Raw genomic sequence first — 15,211 nt, 5'->3', positions numbered from 1 at the left:
GTCGATCGAGGGAGCCCCGATCGGTTCCCGTACCAGCAGCTCCGTCACGACGTGACCCCTATCCGCGGGTCGAGCAGCGGGTAGATCAGGTCCACCGCCAGGTTGACCAGCACGAACACCGCCGCGGCGAACACCACGACCCCCTGCACGACCGGTATGTCCTGCACCCCGACCGCAGCCACCGTGAGCCGTCCGAGCCCCGGCCGGGTGAACACCGTCTCGACCACCACCGACCCGGCGATGAGGTTGCCGACGATGTAGCCGAACACGGTGAGCGCGGGCAGCGCGGCGTTGCGCAGCGCGTGCCGCAGGTGGACGCTGGCGCGGCCGACGCCCTTGGCGCGCGCCGTGGTGACGTACGGCTCGCCGAGCGCATGCGACAGGCTCTTCGCGAGCACCTGCGCGAGCAGCGCTCCGGTCGGCAGCCCGAGCGTCACCGCCGGCAGCACGAGGGCGGCAGGGCCGTTCGCGCCCACCGACGGCAGCAGGCCGAGCCCGAACGCGAAGACCTGCACGAGCATGAGCCCGACCCAGAACACCGGCAGCGACACCGCGAGCGAGGGCAGCGCCATCAGCAGCTGCCGCAGCCAGAACGCGCGCGTGTACGTGGCGACGAGCGCCACCGAGCCGCCGAAGAGCACCGCGACGGCGAGCCCCGCTGCCGAGATCTGCAGCGTGGGCGGCAGCGCCTCGAGGATCGCCGAGCGCACGTCCTGCCCGTTCTGGATCGAGGTCCCGAAGTCGCCGGTGAGCGCGGCCAGCAGCCGCTGGCCGTACTGCACGAGCACCGGCTGGTCCAGCCCGTAGCGGGCGCGCAGCGCGTCGAGCTGCTCGGGCGGGAGCGGCTCGCCGTCGAGGCCGCCGCTCGCCATCGTCGCCACCGGGTCGCCCGGCAGCAGGTAGAGCACCACGAACGACACCGTGAACGCCGCCCACAACACCCCCACCGCAGCCAATAGCCGCCGGAGCAGGTAGCGACCGGTCACGGCTGGACCTTCCAGGTGTCGTGCAGCTGGATGCGCGAGCTCGCGTCGAACGCCACACCGTGGACGTCGGCCGCGACGCCTAACACCGTTGTCAGCTCCACGACCGGGATCGTCTGGTGCTCCCGCACGAGCAGCTGCTGCGCCTGCGCGACGGTGGCGGCGCGAGCCGCCTCGTCCGGCTGCGCCGCCTGCTGGGCGAGCACCTCGTCGAGCGGGCCGGACGGCAGCCGGTAGTAGTTGTTGCCTGCCGTCGAGTAGGTGCTGCGCAGGATGTCCGGGTCGGCCCGGGTGGTGTTGCCCCAGTTCGCGACGTACTGCCCGGACTGAAGCGTCGGTGTGTTCTCCGAGATCGGCTTCTCCCGCAGCTGCAGATCGATGCCCACCTTGCGCACCTGCTGCTGGATCAGCTCGACGGCCGCCCGGTTGGCGGGCGAGTTGGCGTACCAGGTCAGCTCCACCGTCAGCGGCGTGCCGTTCCTCGCCCGGATGCCGTCCGGACCGGGCAGCCAGCCCGCGGCGTCGAGCACCGACCCCGCCCTGGCCGGGTCGAACGGGAGCAACGCGGACTGGTCGGCGTAGCCGGGCGTCGTCGAGGCGAGCGGGCTGGTGGCCGGCTTCGTCTGCGAGGTGTAGACCGTCGCGACGACCTCCGCGCGGTCGATCGCGAGCGACACCGCCTCCCGCACCGCGGGATCCGCGCCGAGCGGGGAAGCCTGGTTGAACGTGATCCCGAACGGGATGCCCGGGTTGGGCCGGCCCAGCAGCTGCGCACCGGCCGCGGTGAGCAGCGCCTCGTCCTGCTGCGCGATGTTGCCGATGGCATCCACCTCGCCGGACGCGAGGCTGCCGACGCGCACTCCTGACTCGGGCACGATGCGGAACTCGATCCGGTCCAGCTGGGCCTCACCCTGCGACCGCCACAGCGACGAGCCCCACGCGTACCCGGCCCGCTTGGCGAGCACGATCGACTCGTCCCGGGTGTAGGACTCGATCACGAACGGCCCGGACCCGACGACCGACGCGCAGCGGTCGTCGTCGCTCCTCGCCACCGTCGCCGGGGACAGGATGCCCAGGCTGTGCGTCGACGTGCCCTGCAGGAACTGCACGTTCGGGCGGTCGAACGCCACCGTGAGCCGGGTCGGGCTCTCCACCGTGGTGCCCACGTAGCCGGCCAGGTAGCCCTTCGGCAGGGTGCCGCGGGCTCCGAGGTTCTGCACGGCGTCGAAGTTCGCCTTGACCGCCGCGGCGTCGAGCGGTGTGCCGTCGCTGAACGTCACGCCCTCGCGCAGCGTGAACGTGTAGGAGCTGGCGTCGGCGTTGCTCTCCCAGCTCGTGGCGAGCCACGGCCGCAGCTCACCGCCGGCCGGGTCCTGGTCGGTCAGCGAGTCGACCACCTGGCGCAGCGAGAAGATCGTGTCGTTGCTGCCGACCTGCTGGGGGTCGACGCACCCCTGGTCGCTGCTCACCGCGAAGCGCAGCGTGCCGCCCGGCTGCGGGACGCCGGGGTCGGCGGTGCTCGCCGTCGGCGTCGAGCCGCATGCGCTCAGCAATACGACGGCGGCGACGAGCCACGATGCAAGGGGTCGAGGCATGAGAGTGGTCCTTCATCCAGGAGAACGCACAGGCGTGGGCACCGCCGCATTCGGCGGCGGTGTGGAGGGAACGGGTCGGCTCGTCAGACCCGACAGAGCGCCGCGCAGGTGCGGCACAGATCGACGTGATGGCGCCACGCATGCCACGTGGTGCGCAGCTCGATCCGTTCCGGACCCGGCACGGCGACCTCCATCGCTCCCGGCGGTAGCACCCGCTCCCGCTCACACAGGGGGTTGCTGCGGCGTCGTCGATCCGGGTCTCTCGGCCGCTCTGGATGGCGTCTGGATTGCACTTCGAACTTACGTAGCTACCACATCCATTTTCAAGCGGTGTGGTGCGCGCCATTGTCGAAGGAAATGACCGGACAGAATGACCGGCAAATGTCCGTTCGTTGACACGGAACGGGCGCGGCTGCCTACCGTATTGATCCGCTGACCGGGAGAGCTGGAGGCCGCCGTGCCCTGTCCACCGAGCCTGCTGGACCCGACGCCCACCGACGCCCCGCCGCTCACGATCGACGTCGCCGTTGTCGGCGCGGGTGCCGCAGGCGCCGCGACCGCGTGGCACCTCGCCCGCCGCGGGCTGAGCGTCACGCTGCTCGAGCAGAGGTCCGCCGGCGTGGTCTGGCGGGCGGCCGGGCCGGCCCCGTGGGCGGACACCGGGCTGTCCAGCGGGCTCGCCGTCCGGCTCTGGAGGCAGGTCGAGCAGGCCACTGGGGCCGCGTTGCTGCACGTCGTCGACGGCGTCCGCCAGGTGCGGGCCGACCAGGCGACGGCCGCGCTCACGGCCGCGGCCACCGCGTGGGGCGCGCGCCTGCGCCACTGCGATGAGGTCGTCGCGATCGACCACTCCGCCGGGAGCGCGCTGGTCCGCACCCACACGATCACCCTGTCGGCCGCCCGGGTGGTGCTGACCGGAGCCGGGCCGGCCGCCCTCGCCACCGACCCGGCCGCGCCGGTCGTCACCGTCGTGACCCGCGGCTGCTTCGCCGTACCCGCGCTCACGGCACACCCGGAGATCGGCTTGACCGATCACTCCACCCGCCCGTAACCTCCCCCTCAGGTCAAGAGCGCCAGCGTCAAGCCCCGGCTCGCTGGCCGGCAACCCTCCTCCGCGGTGGGGTGCTCCGGGTGACGACCAGGCCGCCGTGCAACCACGGCAGGCAAGCGCGGACCCGACATCCGTCCGGGTCCACAGAGTGGGTCCGGAGGACCTCCATGACCACTGTGCTGTCCGCTCGCCCCGGCGTCTGTACGCCTGCGACCGTCACCGGCGTCGACCTGCGGGTCCCGCTCGTCACGGGCGAGCACGTTCGCTACGCCAACCTCGACCTCGCAGCGAGCGCTCCCGCGCTCACCGCGGTGGCCGATCACGTCGCCGCGCTCCTGCCCTACTACGCCAGCGTCCACCGCGGCGCCGGCTACGCGTCGCAGGTCTGCACCGCCGTGCTGGAACGGGCCCGGGAGACGGTCGGCCGGTTCGTCGGCGCCCGCGCCGACGACGTCGTGGTGTTCACCCGCAACACCACCGACGCGCTCAACCTGCTGGCCGGGTGCGTTCCCGGCCCGGTCCTGCGGCTGGACGTCGAGCACCACGCCAACCTCCTCGCATGGGGCCCCGGCCGGGTGCTGCGCGCCGCCGCGACGGTCGAGCAGACCCTCGCCGACCTGCGCTACGCCCTGCTCGCCGACCGGCCAGCGCTGCTCGCCGTCACCGGGGCGTCCAACGTCACCGGCGAGCTGCTGCCCCTCGACGAGATCACCGCGCTCGCCCACGCCGCGGGCGCCCGCGTGGTCGTCGACGCCGCCCAGCTCGCCCCGCACCGGAACGTCGACATCGCCGCCACCGGCATCGACTACGTCGCCCTGTCCGGGCACAAGCTCTACGCGCCCTACGGCGCCGGGGCGCTCGTCGGGCGCCGCGACTGGCTCGACGTCGCCACGCCGTACCTGGCGGGCGGCGGTGCCGTGCACGCCGTCACCGCGCCCGACGAGGGCGGGGCCACCGAGGTGTCCTGGGCCCCCGCGCCGCACCGGCACGAGGCAGGCACCCCGAACGTCCTCGGCGCCGCAGCGCTCGCCGAGGCCTGCCGTGTGCTGCCCGGCGCGCTCGACCCCGCCCACGAGGCCGCGCTGCTGCACCGGCTCGAGACCGGCCTGGACGCGCTGCCTGGCGTCCGCACGCTGCGGATATGGCCGGACAGCACCGACCGGGTCGCGGTCTGCACGTTCGTGGTCGACGGCCACCCTGCCGGGCGCGTGGCGGCCTACCTGTCGGCGGAGCACGGCATCGGCGTGCGCGACGGGAAGTTCTGCGCCCACCCGCTGCTCTCCCGCCTCGCCGGGACGCCCGACGACTGCGCGGTGCGCGCCAGCCTCGGACTCGGCACCACCGTGGACGACGTGGACCGCCTCGTCGACGCGGTCGAGTGGCTGGTCACGGACGGCCCCGGCTGGGACTACGCCGTGGTCGACGGGCGCTGGAGCCCCGTGCCCGACCCGCGCGAGACGGACCCCCTCGGCATCGGCAGCCCGACGGGCGCCGCGCTGCCGGGTTGCGGCCACTGAACCTGCCCTGGAGTTCAGGAACGCCACGTTCATGAACCTGCAGGACAGGAACGTGGCGTTCCTGAACTTCGGGCGGTCCCGGCGGCCGAGGACAATGGGTGCGGTGTCCGCCCCCGACCGCCTCACCGCCGACTGCTCTCGCTGCGCAGGCCTCTGCTGCGTCGCCCTCCCGTTCGCGGCGTCGGCCGACTTCGCCGTCGACAAGCCGGCGGGCACGCCGTGCGGGCACCTGCAGCCCGACTTCAGCTGCGGCATCCACGCCGGGCTGCGCGAGGCCGGCTATCCCGGCTGCACGGTCTACGACTGCTTCGGCGCCGGGCAGCAGGTCGTCCAGGTGACGTTCGGCGGGCGGAACTGGCGCGACCACCCGGAGGTCGCCGGGTCGATGTTCGCGGTGTTCCCGGTGGTCCGGGTGCTGCACGAGCTGCTGCGGTACCTCAGCGAGGCACGGGCGCTCCCCGCGGCCGCAGTGCTCTCCGACGCGCTCGACGCGGCGCTCGCCGAGACCGATCGGCTCGCCGCCGGCACGCCCGAGGAGCTCGCCGCGCTCGACGTGGAGGCGCACCGGCGGTCGGTCGCCGACCTGCTGGGGAGGGTGAGCGACCTCGCCAGGGCCGGCAGCCCTGGGCCCGACCACCGCGGGGCGCAGCTGCTGGGCGCCCGGCTGCGCGGCGCCGACCTGCGCCGGGCGAGCTTGCGCGGGGCCCTGCTCGTCGGCGCCGACCTGCGGGGTGCCGACCTGCGCTGCGCCGATCTCCTCGGCGCGGACCTGCGCGGCGCCGACCTCGCGGGCGCCGACCTGCGCGACACGCTCTTCCTCACCGCTGCCCAGCTGGCGGCGGCCCGGGGCGACGCCGACACGCGGCTCCCGCCGGCGTTCCCCCGCCCCCGGCACTGGGCGCCCACCACACGTCAGGGCACCCGCCGGACCGCCGCCCGCGGCCGGCGCACCTCGGGTCGGCCGACGCGCCCGGTCGAGCGGTAGCGCGAGCCCGGATCGGGTGCGCGAGCCGGCACGAGGTGCGTGCCGGGCGGCGAGACCGCCGGGATCCGGACACGGCTCCCATCCGCGATGTCGGTTTTTAGGCGGTTCTGTGCCGGTGATCCGGGTTCCACCGACCGCCCGGCGCCGCTAGCGTCGCCGGATGTGAAGGTGCTGATCGTCGGGGCCGGCATCGGCGGGCTGGCCACCGCCCTGTTCCTGCACGACGCCGGGATCGAGTGCGAGATCTACGAGCGCAGTCCCGAGATCCGGGAGCTGGGGGTCGGGATCAACGCGCTGCCACTCGCCGTCGGGCCGCTCGCCGGGCTGGGCCTGCTCGACGCGCTGGACGAGGTGGCCGTCCGCACGAAGGAGCTGTTCTACTGCCACCGCCTCGGCCAGGTGATCATGCACCGGCCGTGCGGCATGGACGCCGGGTTCGACGTCCCGCAGCTGTCGGTGCACCGCGGCCGGTTGCAGGGCGTGCTGCTGCGGGCGGTCCGCGAGCGCCTCGGGCAGGACTCCGTGCGCACCGGGCACCGGCTCGTGGGGTTCGAGCAGGACGGCGACGGCGTCCGGGCGACGTTCACCGACCCGGCGGGCGCTCGGCTGGGCGACCGCGAGGGTGACGTGCTGATCGGCACCGACGGCATCCACTCCACCGTGCGCGCCACGTTCTTCCCCGACGAGGGCCCGCCGCGCTGGAACGGCGTCATGATGTGGCGCGGAGCCACCGACTGGCCGCCGTTCCTGACCGGGCGCTCGATGATCATCGCCGGGGGCAACCCGGCCAAGCTGGTGCTGTACCCGATCGGCCGGGGCGGCTCGCCCGACACCGTGCTCACCAACTGGGCGATCTGCGCCCGCACCGGCGAGCCCGGCGACCCGCCGCCGCGCCGGGAGGACTGGTCCCGCCCGGGCGACCCGGAGGAGCTCGCGCCGCACATCGCGCGCTTCCACACGCAGCACGTCGACGTGGCCGGCCTGGTCGCGGCCACGCCGGCGATGTACGAGTACCCGATGTGCGACCGCGACCCACTGCCCCGCTGGAGCCACGGCCGCGTCACCCTGCTCGGAGATGCCGGCCACCCGATGTACCCGATGGGTTCGAACGGCGCGGGCCAGGCCGTGCTCGACGCCGTCGCCCTCACCCGCCACCTGACCTCCGGTGCCGACCCCGAGACCGCGCTGACCGCCTACCAGGACGAGCGGCTGCCCGCCACCCGCGAGATCGTGCTGCGCAACCGGGCCGGCGGCCCGGAGATGGTGATCGACGAGGTCGAGCGCCGCGCCCCCGACGGCTTCGACCGGCTCGACGACGTGATCGACCCGGCCGAGTTGGATGCGATCGTCAAGAGCTACGCCGCGGCCTCAGTGGCGGCGCCGACCGGCCGCTAGCAGGATCCGCCGATTTATGCACCGGACTTCCGGTTCGGGACACTAGATCAGCCGAACGACGCGAGCAGGGCGTCCACCTCGTCCTGGGTGGGGCCCTTCGAGCGGGCGTTCGGGCGCGCGCCGGTGGTGTAGCCGACGAGCAGGAGCAGCTCGTCGGGGCGAGGGGCATCCGCGACGGTGACGGTGAGCGTGTCCATCGCGTCCAGGTCCCAGCTCTCCTCGAGCGGACCGAAGACGAGGTCGATCGGTGTGCCGGCCGCACCGATCTTCGCGTTGCCCGGGATCAGCATCCGCCCGCGACGCAGGGTCGCGCGCATGGCCATGCCGAGCCTCGGGTGGATCAGCGCCGGCGAACGTCGAAGGTGGTGCTGCCGGGTGCGACGACGCCCGCTTGCGTGAGGAGCTCGACGATCGGTGCGAACGTGGCCACCGCCATCGGGGACGCGGCGCCGTGTTCCGGATCGCCCGCCGTGCCGATGAGGGCCGCCTTGCCGTAGGCGCGGATCCCCGCCGGGTCCCCGATCCGGTCGAGTGCGCGGGTCGTGAGCTGCTCCCCCAGCGTCTCCGACAGCTCCACCAGCGGCGAGATGTCCGTCGGCGCCGGCTTGCCCGCGAGGGGGTTCGGCGCCACCGCGCCCACCACCACGCGGGTCAGGGGCGGGGACACCGGGAGCCCGGACTCCGCGTGCACCTGCTCCTCGAACTGCACGAACTTGCGAACAGCCATGTCCCCTCCTTCGAGCGCCCGGACCGACCCCGGGGAAGCAACGCCAGGCTAAGCGGCGTCCGGCGGCCGCGGAACGCCCCGAAATGTCAGAGGGACGACGTAGCGTGTGTTGAGTCACAGAAGCATCCCCGGAGGGAGCAATCGATGGCACAGCTCACCGGCAAAGTAGGCGCGTTGTTCGACAACACGAACTTCGCCGTCCTCTCCACGCTCGAACCGGACGGAAATCCGCATTCGACGGTGGTCTGGGTCAAGCGCGACGGAGATGACCTCCTGTTCGCGCTGCCCAAGAGCCGCCGCAAAACCGCCAACTTACGGCGCGACCCCCGTGCGGCCGTGGCGATCTTCGATCCCGCGAGCCCTTACGAGAGCGTCCAGGTGCAGGGCACCGCGTCCATCGAGGACGATCCGGACGGCACGCTGATCGACGAGCTGTCGCACAAGTACACGGGCGGGCCGTATCCCGGATTCGCTGGACCGAACCCGCAATGGATCAGCGTGCGAATTCGAGCCGAGAAGGTCTTCAGCCCTTGGCCGAACCCGTGAGGCTTGCAGTCCACCCCCCACTCACGTAGAATCGAACACATGTTCGAGTCGGCGTTCGTCGAGATCGACCGGCCGGCGGGCTGGGTCGGCGAGGACGAGCTCGACCTGCTCGACCAGCTGGAGCTCGACGAGCTGCTGGGCCCACCCGGAAGCCTCGACCCGGAGCCGAGGGTGCGCCTCGCCCCGGACGAATGGCCGTGGGGCTCCGCCATTCCGGGTGAGGAGTCCGCGGTCGGGTTGGACGCGGCCACCGCCGAGCCCGGCGCTCTGTCGGATGCGGGCCTGATCGAGGCGATCGTCGGGTTCGAGCACCTCACCGGGTGGGCCCAGGCCCGGCAGGCGCGGCTGCTGGCCGAGTTCGCCCGCCGCCGCCCCGGCGACGACCCCACGATGGTGGCCACCGACAAGTCGTGTGCCATGAGCCGGTTCGCTCCGGACGAGGTCGGGCTCGCGCTGAAGTTGTCCCGGTTGACGGCCAAGGCCCGGTTGGGGCGAGCCGTGCAGCTGACACAGGTGTTGCCCGAGACGCTGCAGGCCTGGCAGCAGGGTCAGCTGGATGAGCGGCGGGCCACCGCGATCTGCGACGCCACCCACTACCTGCCGGTCGAGAAGGCGCGGGCGGTGCAGCAGCGGGTGCTGGACCGAGCGCCCGAGCAGACCCTCGCCCAGCTCAAGGCCGCGTTGAAGCGCGCGGTGCTGCACGCCGACCCCGACGGGTCCCGCGAGCGCCACCGCGCCGCCCGCCGCGACCGTCGGGTGGCGGTCGGGGAAGAGCAGGAAGGCATGGCCTCGCTGTGGGCGCTGCTGTCGGCCACCGACGCGCGCTCGTGCTTCCAGTGGCTGACCCGGCTCGCGCAGGGCTGCGGCAAGGACGACTCCCGCGGCATGGACGCCCGCCGCGCCGACCTGATGGTCAGCCTGCTGACCGGCACCCTCACCTACGCCACCACCGACGCGGACGAGACCGACGACGCGGACGAGGTCGACAACGCCGACTCCGGCTCCGGCTCCGGCGGCACGGATGCCACCGGCGATGGTGAGCGCCGCGCCCCGGAGACCGGCGCGAAGAGCGCCGACACCTCCCCTGGCTTCGGCTCGGCAGCTGGGGTGCGCACCGAGCCGCCGCGGCCGGTGAATCCCGGCAAGCCGCTGGTGCAGGTGCTGATGCCGTTCACCACCCTGCTGGGGCTCGACGAGCAGGCGTGTGAACTCGCCGGGCACGGCCCGATCCCGGCCGAGCTGGCCCGGGAGATCGCCGCCGACGCCACCCTGAAGCGCCTGGTCTTCGATCCGCTCTCGGGCGCGCTGCTCGACCACGGGCGCACCACGTACCGGCCGCCTGCCGCGCTGGCCGACTTCGTGCGCGCGCGTGACGTGCACTGCCGGGGGCCCATCTGCGGCCGCCGGGCGCTTGACTCCGAGCTGGACCACATCGTCCCGTACCCGAAGGGCGCGACCAGCGAGACGAACCTGATAGGCGGATGCGGGCACGATCACCACGCCAAGCACGCCCCCGGCTGGAGGGTCCGCACCCGCCCGGGTGGGCGCATCGAGTGGATCACGCCCACCGGGCACAGGTACTGCAGCGACCCGCACGACTACCGACCCGACCACGGAGCGCCACCCCCAACGGCAGCGGATCCACCGCCACCTCAGGGGCCGAACGGGCTCACCGCGAAACAGCGCGACGAGATCGTCACCGCGCTCTGGCACGGCGAGAACGCCTTTCCACCCGATCCGCACGACCCGGCACCGTTCTGACCACGGCCGGATAACTGCCGTCAGGCCGGTGACGTGCCGATCCGGCCGAGATGCCTGGCGAAGAACTCGACCGCGCCGTCCACCTCGCACCTGGGCAACTCCTCGTGCCCACCCTTTCGGCGTCGCGCGTGCTGATCGCGCCGTCCGGGATCTCCACGCAGCCCTCGCCCTCCGGTATGTCCATCTGCGCCAGTGCCGCCAGGTCCGCGAAGAACCCGAGCGGCAGTTCTACCAGGCCGCCTACAGCGGCGACCGAGCCTGATTTCCTGCCAGCAGGGCGAGGGCGGCGGTACGTGCCTGTGCCGCCGCGTCGACCACGCTGTGGTGGGCGGCAACGACCGTCGCCCCCTCGACCAGCATCAGCAGCTGCCTGCCGAGGGCGACGGGGTCGGACGCTCCGGCGCGCGCGGCGATGTCGGTGAGGAGGTCCAGGTGGCGGTTCAGATGCCGCTCCGTGAGAGCGCGCACGGGCTCGACGTGGTGCTGGGCGGCCGCGTTCACCATCGCGCAGCCGCGGAACTCGGGCTCGGCGTACCACCGGCCCAACGCGTCGAAGACGGCGGCCAGCTGGTCCGCCGGATCGTCACCGGCCGCCGCGACGGCGGCTCCGATCCAGGCGTGGACCCGCTCGCTCCGCGCCTCCAGCACGGCCCGCACGAGGCCGTCCTTCGTGCCGAAGTGCCGGTAGAGCGTCTCCTTGGAGACCCCGAGCCGCGCGCACAGCTCGGCGACGCCGACGCCGTCGAGCCCGCGTTCGTACAGCAGCGGGGTCGCCGCCTCGACGATGGCGCTGCGTGTGCGTGCGGGATCGATCGTGGAGCCCTTCGGAACCGGCACAGGCAGATAGTAACGGTCGGTTCGATGGGTGCTACCGTCACGGCCGTACCGATCGGTTCGATCTAGGAGCCCGATGGACCCGCTTGCCGCCGATCCCCCGCCCGACCCGGATTTCCCGGCCACCACTCCCGCGGTGACGTTCGTCAGCGGCGGCGAGACGCTGCTGGGTGTGCTGCACGTGCCCGCAGGCCGCGGGCCGCACCCGGTCGTCGTGCTACTGCACGGGTTCCCGGGCAACGAGCGCAACTTCGATCTCGCGCAGGTGCTGCGCCGCGCGGGCTTCGCGTCGCTGGTGTTCCATTACCGCGGCTCGTGGGGCGTGGGCGGTACGTGGTCGTGGGCCCACGTGCTCGAGGACGCGGCGGCGGTCCTCGCCGCCCTCCGTGACCCGGGGTTCGCGGCCACCCACCGGCTCGATCCGAGCCGACCGGCGCTGGTCGGTCACAGCCTCGGCGGCTTCGCGGCCCTGATGACCACGGCCGCCGACCCGTCGGTGGCCGCGGTCGCGTCGATCGCCGGCTTCGACTTCGGTGCGGTCGCCGCGCTCTGCCGGGCCGACGAGGACGTCCGCGCCGCATGGGTCGAGGCGTTCGACGACTCGCTCGGCCCGCTGCGGGGCACCAGCGGGGATGCGCTCGTCGCGGAGATGGAGGCGGCGGGCGAGTCGTGGCGGCTGGCGCGGCTCGCGCCGATGTTGGCGCACCGACCGGTGCTCCTCGTCGGCGCCGGGCGCGATGCCGTCAGCCCCCACGAGCTGCACCACGACCCGCTCGTCGCGGCGTACGCGGACGCACACCTCGAACACCACGTCTTCGCGACCGACCACGCGCTGTCGGACCACCGTGTGACGCTGGCCCGCACGGTCATGGGCTTCCTGCAGCGCGTCTGATGATCCAGGCGCTGCGGCTGGCCCTCGGCACCGCGTCGGCGCTCGGGTTCGCGCGGTTCGCGTACGGCCTCCTCCTACCCGCCATGCGCGAGGACCTGCACTGGAGCCTCGCCCAGGCCGGGGCGATGAACACCGCGAACGGGCTCGGCTACCTGCTCGGCGCGATGCTGGCGGCCGCCGTCGTGCGCAGGATCGGCACCGCGGCCGCCTTCCGCACAGGCATGGTCCTCACCGCGGTTGCGCTCGCCGCCACGGCGCTGAGCGGCGACTTCGTGATCCTGCTCGCCGCAAGGGCCGCGGCGGGGGTGACCGGAGCCGTGGTCTTCATCGCCGGAGGGGTGATCGCGGCGCGCATCGCCGCCCGCTCCTCCTCCGGCGTCCCCCTCACCATCTTCTTCGCGGGGTCGGGCCTCGGCATCGCGGCCGGCGGGGCGAGCATCCCCGCACTCGGGTCCGAGTGGCGTACCGGATGGGTCGGCCTTGCCGCCGCAGCTGGTGTCGCCGCGCTCGTGAGCTGGACGGCCGCTCGTGCGGAAGGGGAGGCACCCGCAGCCACCGCCGGCCGGGCGTTCGTGCTCCCGCTGTGGTGGGTCGCCGTGCCGTACGTGTTGTTCGCGACCGGCTACATCACCTACATCACGTTCCTGTCCGCATATCTCGCCGACCGCCATGCCTCGGTGCCGGAGGTGACGCTCGTCTGGACGGTGATGGGGCTGGCCGTGATGGCGGCGCCCGCGCTGTGGAGCCGCCCCGTCGTCCGCTGGCCCGGCGGCACGGCCCTCGGTGCGTTGTTGGCGATCCTCGCCGCCGGAGCGGCACTGGCCCTGGTATCGACAGCGCTCCCGGTCATCCTGGCGTCCGTGGTCCTCTACGGGGCGTCGTTCATGAGCGTGCCCGCCGCCGTCACCGCGCGGGTCCGCGACGCCACCCCACCGGCCGACTGGACGGCGACGATCGCGGCGTTCACCACGCTCTTCGCGGCGGGCCAGACCGCGGGCCCCTGGATCGCCGGCATCGTCGCCGACCACACCTCGACCGGTGCGACGGTGGCGTGGACGGCGGTCCTGTGCTTCGCGGGAGCGGTGATCGCCCTGACCGGACACCGCACGAGACAGACGCAGCGGACGTGACACCCTCCACACTCTGTTCCGGAACGGGAGGAGCGAGCAGTGGGCGATGTGCGGCTGTCCCCGACGTCGTACGTCGTGCTGGGGATGATCGCGCTGCGGGGTCCGTCCACGCCGTACGAGCTCAAGCGCGCTGTGGGCCGCTCCGTCGGCTACTTCTGGCACTTCCCGCACGCCCAGCTGTACTCGGAGCCCGATCGGCTGGCCGGGCTGGGCCTGCTGGAGCTCACCGTCGAGGAGAGCGGGCGGCGGCGCAAGACCTACTCGCTCACCGACGCGGGGCGCACCGCCCTGCAGGGCTGGCTCGCCTCCCCGACCCACGAGCACTTCCAGATGCGCGACATCGCCGAGCTCAAGCTCTTCTTCAACGAGGCGGGCGACCCGGAGAACGTTCCCGCGCTCGCCCACGACCAGATCACGCAGCACGAGGAGCGGATCGCGGTGTACGAGGCGATGGTCGAGCGCTTCGGCGACGACCCGCACGCCCAGCCGCGCATGATCACCCTCGAGCTCGGGCTCGAGATGGAGCACGCGGCGCTGCGGTTCTGGTCGGCACTGGCCGACGGGGACCTGGATCGCCTCCGGAAAGCCCGCCGCAGATGACCTCGGGGGTTGTCCAGGGTCGGGTCGGGGGTCTCCCCCATGGCCCGTGGCGGACCGGGGCAGCAGAGTCGTCGCCATGCGGTGCACTCCCGGAGACCCACAGGCTGCGTCCGAGCCACGCAGCTACGCGATGTGTGCCAACCAGCAGATCGACACCCCGATCCAGCACCTGCTCAACGCACTGAACGCCGCCGCGGAGGACGCTGCCCGGATCGGTCTCACCGACACCGGCGCGCGTCACGCTGCCGCCGCACTCGTCGACGCCCGCATCGCGATGCACCAAGCGATCACGGCCGCCGCCCGCGCGCTGGCCGACCGCGACCGGACGGTCGACGTCCCGGGCGTCCGTCTCGCCCCGGTAAGCGCCGCCTGACCGCCGGCAGATACCCGGTGGTCGAGTAGGGCCGGCGCCCCAGCGCCGGCCCGTATCGAGACCCACCACCAAGGCTGACCCCAGAAACAGAGGGGTCTCGATACGCTCCGGCGCAGGGCGCCTCCGCTACTCGACCAGCGGGGTCGCTCAACTGATCCGCCCCGACGGCGTCGCGGCATGGGCCGCTGGCGACCGCGGGTCGCTGGGCACCGCGTTGAACACGGGTCCGGTCGCCGAGATGCGGTCGCCACGACACCGGACCGATGAGTTCTTGCCAGGTCGACGGTCAAAGCTCGTATCGGCCCACCACTCACGCTAGGAAGCGGAATGACCATGACGACTGCCGACTCCACCGGCATCCGGGTTACCCGGGACCTCGTACTCCTACTGGCCCGCATCGGCCTCGGTGTGATCATGATCGCCCACGCGAAGCTCATGTACGACTTCGCCGGCGGCAGCATCGTCGGCGTCGGCCCGCTCTTCGCCCAGTCCGGCGTGCCACTGCCCGCGATCACCGGACCGGCCAACGTCCTCTTCGAGTTCGTCGGCGGCGTCGCGATGATCGTCGGCGTCGGGGTACCGATCGTCGGCGTGCTGATGGCGCTGAACATGGTGGGTGCATGGGTGCTCGTGCACACCAGCCCCCTGTTCTCCATGGATCACAACGGCCCGGAGCTTGTCATCATGATCGCGCTGCTCAGCCTCGTCCTCGCCGTGACCGGCTCCGGGCGGTTCGGGCTCGACCACGTGATCGTCCCTCGGCTCCGCGGGGCCCGGACAGCGGCGGGGCGGTAACGCCCGCAGGCCACCATGAGCCGGCGG

Annotated in this window: 16 protein-coding genes and 2 riboswitches; of the genes, 11 read left to right on the top strand and 5 right to left on the bottom strand. The window is 72.9% G+C overall.

The window, feature by feature from the left end:
* Window positions 1-44: 44 nt before the first annotated feature.
* Window positions 45-986, bottom strand: coding sequence for an ABC transporter permease (locus K1T35_RS14455; RefSeq protein WP_220260674.1), 942 nt, complete (start codon window positions 984-986; stop codon window positions 45-47).
* A complete protein-coding gene (locus K1T35_RS14450; protein WP_220260673.1) occupies window positions 983-2,578 on the bottom strand; it encodes an ABC transporter substrate-binding protein in 1,596 nt (531 codons plus the stop codon). The genes K1T35_RS14455 and K1T35_RS14450 overlap by 4 nt, the downstream gene beginning before the upstream one ends.
* A gap of 187 nt (window positions 2,579-2,765) precedes the next feature.
* A riboswitch (SAM riboswitch) is annotated at window positions 2,766-2,860 on the bottom strand.
* A 175-nt stretch (window positions 2,861-3,035) separates the two neighbouring features.
* Between K1T35_RS14450 and K1T35_RS14445 the strand changes: the two genes are divergently transcribed.
* The 4 genes from K1T35_RS14445 (at window position 3,036) to K1T35_RS14430 (ending at window position 7,526) form a co-directional block, all read left to right on the top strand.
* Window positions 3,036-3,629: an FAD-dependent oxidoreductase gene (locus tag K1T35_RS14445; RefSeq protein WP_220260672.1), complete on the top strand. Its 594-nt coding sequence runs from the start codon at window positions 3,036-3,038 to the stop codon at window positions 3,627-3,629.
* Between the two features lie 11 nt (window positions 3,630-3,640).
* Window positions 3,641-3,754, top strand: a riboswitch (SAM riboswitch).
* A 42-nt stretch (window positions 3,755-3,796) separates the two neighbouring features.
* Window positions 3,797-5,146 carry an aminotransferase class V-fold PLP-dependent enzyme gene (locus tag K1T35_RS14440; protein ID WP_220260671.1) on the top strand — a complete coding sequence of 450 codons (1,350 nt, stop codon included), beginning with the start codon at window positions 3,797-3,799 and terminating at the stop codon, window positions 5,144-5,146.
* A 94-nt stretch (window positions 5,147-5,240) separates the two neighbouring features.
* A complete protein-coding gene (locus K1T35_RS14435) occupies window positions 5,241-6,131 on the top strand; it encodes a pentapeptide repeat-containing protein (RefSeq protein ID WP_220262602.1) in 891 nt (296 codons plus the stop codon).
* A 162-nt stretch (window positions 6,132-6,293) separates the two neighbouring features.
* On the top strand, window positions 6,294-7,526 hold the full coding sequence (locus K1T35_RS14430; RefSeq protein ID WP_220260670.1) for a flavin-dependent oxidoreductase: 1,233 nt from the start codon (window positions 6,294-6,296) through the stop codon (window positions 7,524-7,526).
* Between the two features lie 47 nt (window positions 7,527-7,573).
* Here the strand turns inward: K1T35_RS14430 and K1T35_RS14425 are convergent, their stop codons facing one another.
* On the bottom strand, window positions 7,574-7,843 hold the full coding sequence (locus K1T35_RS14425) for an amino acid synthesis family protein (protein WP_220260669.1): 270 nt from the start codon (window positions 7,841-7,843) through the stop codon (window positions 7,574-7,576).
* Window positions 7,844-7,866: 23 nt separating this feature from the next.
* Window positions 7,867-8,253: an amino acid synthesis family protein gene (locus K1T35_RS14420; protein WP_220260668.1), complete on the bottom strand. Its 387-nt coding sequence runs from the start codon at window positions 8,251-8,253 to the stop codon at window positions 7,867-7,869.
* Between the two features lie 144 nt (window positions 8,254-8,397).
* On the opposite strand from K1T35_RS14420, the gene K1T35_RS14415 reads away from it, so the two are divergent.
* Window positions 8,398-8,799, top strand: coding sequence for a PPOX class F420-dependent oxidoreductase (locus K1T35_RS14415; RefSeq protein ID WP_220260667.1), 402 nt, complete (start codon window positions 8,398-8,400; stop codon window positions 8,797-8,799).
* Window positions 8,800-8,838: 39 nt separating this feature from the next.
* Window positions 8,839-10,560, top strand: a complete 1,722-nt coding sequence (locus K1T35_RS14410; protein ID WP_220260666.1) for an HNH endonuclease signature motif containing protein — start codon at window positions 8,839-8,841, stop codon at window positions 10,558-10,560.
* A 240-nt stretch (window positions 10,561-10,800) separates the two neighbouring features.
* Here the strand turns inward: K1T35_RS14410 and K1T35_RS14405 are convergent, their stop codons facing one another.
* Entirely contained in the window at window positions 10,801-11,397 is a 597-nt protein-coding gene (locus K1T35_RS14405; protein ID WP_220260665.1) for a TetR/AcrR family transcriptional regulator, read from the bottom strand.
* A 73-nt stretch (window positions 11,398-11,470) separates the two neighbouring features.
* On the opposite strand from K1T35_RS14405, the gene K1T35_RS14400 reads away from it, so the two are divergent.
* From K1T35_RS14400 to K1T35_RS14380, 5 genes are all read left to right on the top strand, one after another.
* The gene (locus K1T35_RS14400) at window positions 11,471-12,286 is read left to right on the top strand and encodes an alpha/beta hydrolase (RefSeq protein ID WP_220260664.1); all 816 of its coding nucleotides are present in this window, start codon (window positions 11,471-11,473) and stop codon (window positions 12,284-12,286) included.
* Entirely contained in the window at window positions 12,286-13,416 is a 1,131-nt protein-coding gene (locus K1T35_RS14395; protein ID WP_255621887.1) for a YbfB/YjiJ family MFS transporter, read from the top strand. The genes K1T35_RS14400 and K1T35_RS14395 overlap by 1 nt, the downstream gene beginning before the upstream one ends.
* Before the next feature lie 39 nt (window positions 13,417-13,455).
* On the top strand, window positions 13,456-14,016 hold the full coding sequence (locus K1T35_RS14390; protein WP_370645377.1) for a PadR family transcriptional regulator: 561 nt from the start codon (window positions 13,456-13,458) through the stop codon (window positions 14,014-14,016).
* Window positions 14,017-14,092: 76 nt separating this feature from the next.
* Entirely contained in the window at window positions 14,093-14,389 is a 297-nt protein-coding gene (locus K1T35_RS14385) for a hypothetical protein (RefSeq protein WP_220260663.1), read from the top strand.
* Window positions 14,390-14,716: 327 nt separating this feature from the next.
* On the top strand, window positions 14,717-15,184 hold the full coding sequence (locus tag K1T35_RS14380) for a DoxX family protein (RefSeq protein WP_220260662.1): 468 nt from the start codon (window positions 14,717-14,719) through the stop codon (window positions 15,182-15,184).
* Window positions 15,185-15,211: the final 27 nt, after the last annotated feature.

This window comes from Pseudonocardia sp. DSM 110487 (assembly GCF_019468565.1).
GTDB lineage: Bacteria > Actinomycetota > Actinomycetes > Mycobacteriales > Pseudonocardiaceae > Pseudonocardia.
The sequence above is the reverse complement of the archived record's forward strand: the minus strand, read 5'-3'. Positions and strand labels throughout refer to the sequence as shown.

What these genes read in the sequence shown, in the direction of transcription:
- K1T35_RS14450 (WP_220260673.1), bottom strand. Translation starts at nt 2,578, where the DNA reads ATGCCTCGACCCCTTGCATCGTGGCTCGTCGCCGCCGTCGTATTGCTG.
- K1T35_RS14380 (WP_220260662.1), top strand. Translation starts at nt 14,717, where the DNA reads ATGACCATGACGACTGCCGACTCCACCGGCATCCGGGTTACCCGGGAC.
- K1T35_RS14385 (WP_220260663.1), top strand. Translation starts at nt 14,093, where the DNA reads ATGCGGTGCACTCCCGGAGACCCACAGGCTGCGTCCGAGCCACGCAGC.
- K1T35_RS14420 (WP_220260668.1), bottom strand. Translation starts at nt 8,253, where the DNA reads ATGGCTGTTCGCAAGTTCGTGCAGTTCGAGGAGCAGGTGCACGCGGAG.
- K1T35_RS14415 (WP_220260667.1), top strand. Translation starts at nt 8,398, where the DNA reads ATGGCACAGCTCACCGGCAAAGTAGGCGCGTTGTTCGACAACACGAAC.
- K1T35_RS14425 (WP_220260669.1), bottom strand. Translation starts at nt 7,843, where the DNA reads ATGCGCGCGACCCTGCGTCGCGGGCGGATGCTGATCCCGGGCAACGCG.
- K1T35_RS14410 (WP_220260666.1), top strand. Translation starts at nt 8,839, where the DNA reads ATGTTCGAGTCGGCGTTCGTCGAGATCGACCGGCCGGCGGGCTGGGTC.
- K1T35_RS14395 (WP_255621887.1), top strand. Translation starts at nt 12,286, where the DNA reads ATGATCCAGGCGCTGCGGCTGGCCCTCGGCACCGCGTCGGCGCTCGGG.
- K1T35_RS14440 (WP_220260671.1), top strand. Translation starts at nt 3,797, where the DNA reads ATGACCACTGTGCTGTCCGCTCGCCCCGGCGTCTGTACGCCTGCGACC.
- K1T35_RS14435 (WP_220262602.1), top strand. Translation starts at nt 5,241, where the DNA reads ATGGGTGCGGTGTCCGCCCCCGACCGCCTCACCGCCGACTGCTCTCGC.
- K1T35_RS14400 (WP_220260664.1), top strand. Translation starts at nt 11,471, where the DNA reads ATGGACCCGCTTGCCGCCGATCCCCCGCCCGACCCGGATTTCCCGGCC.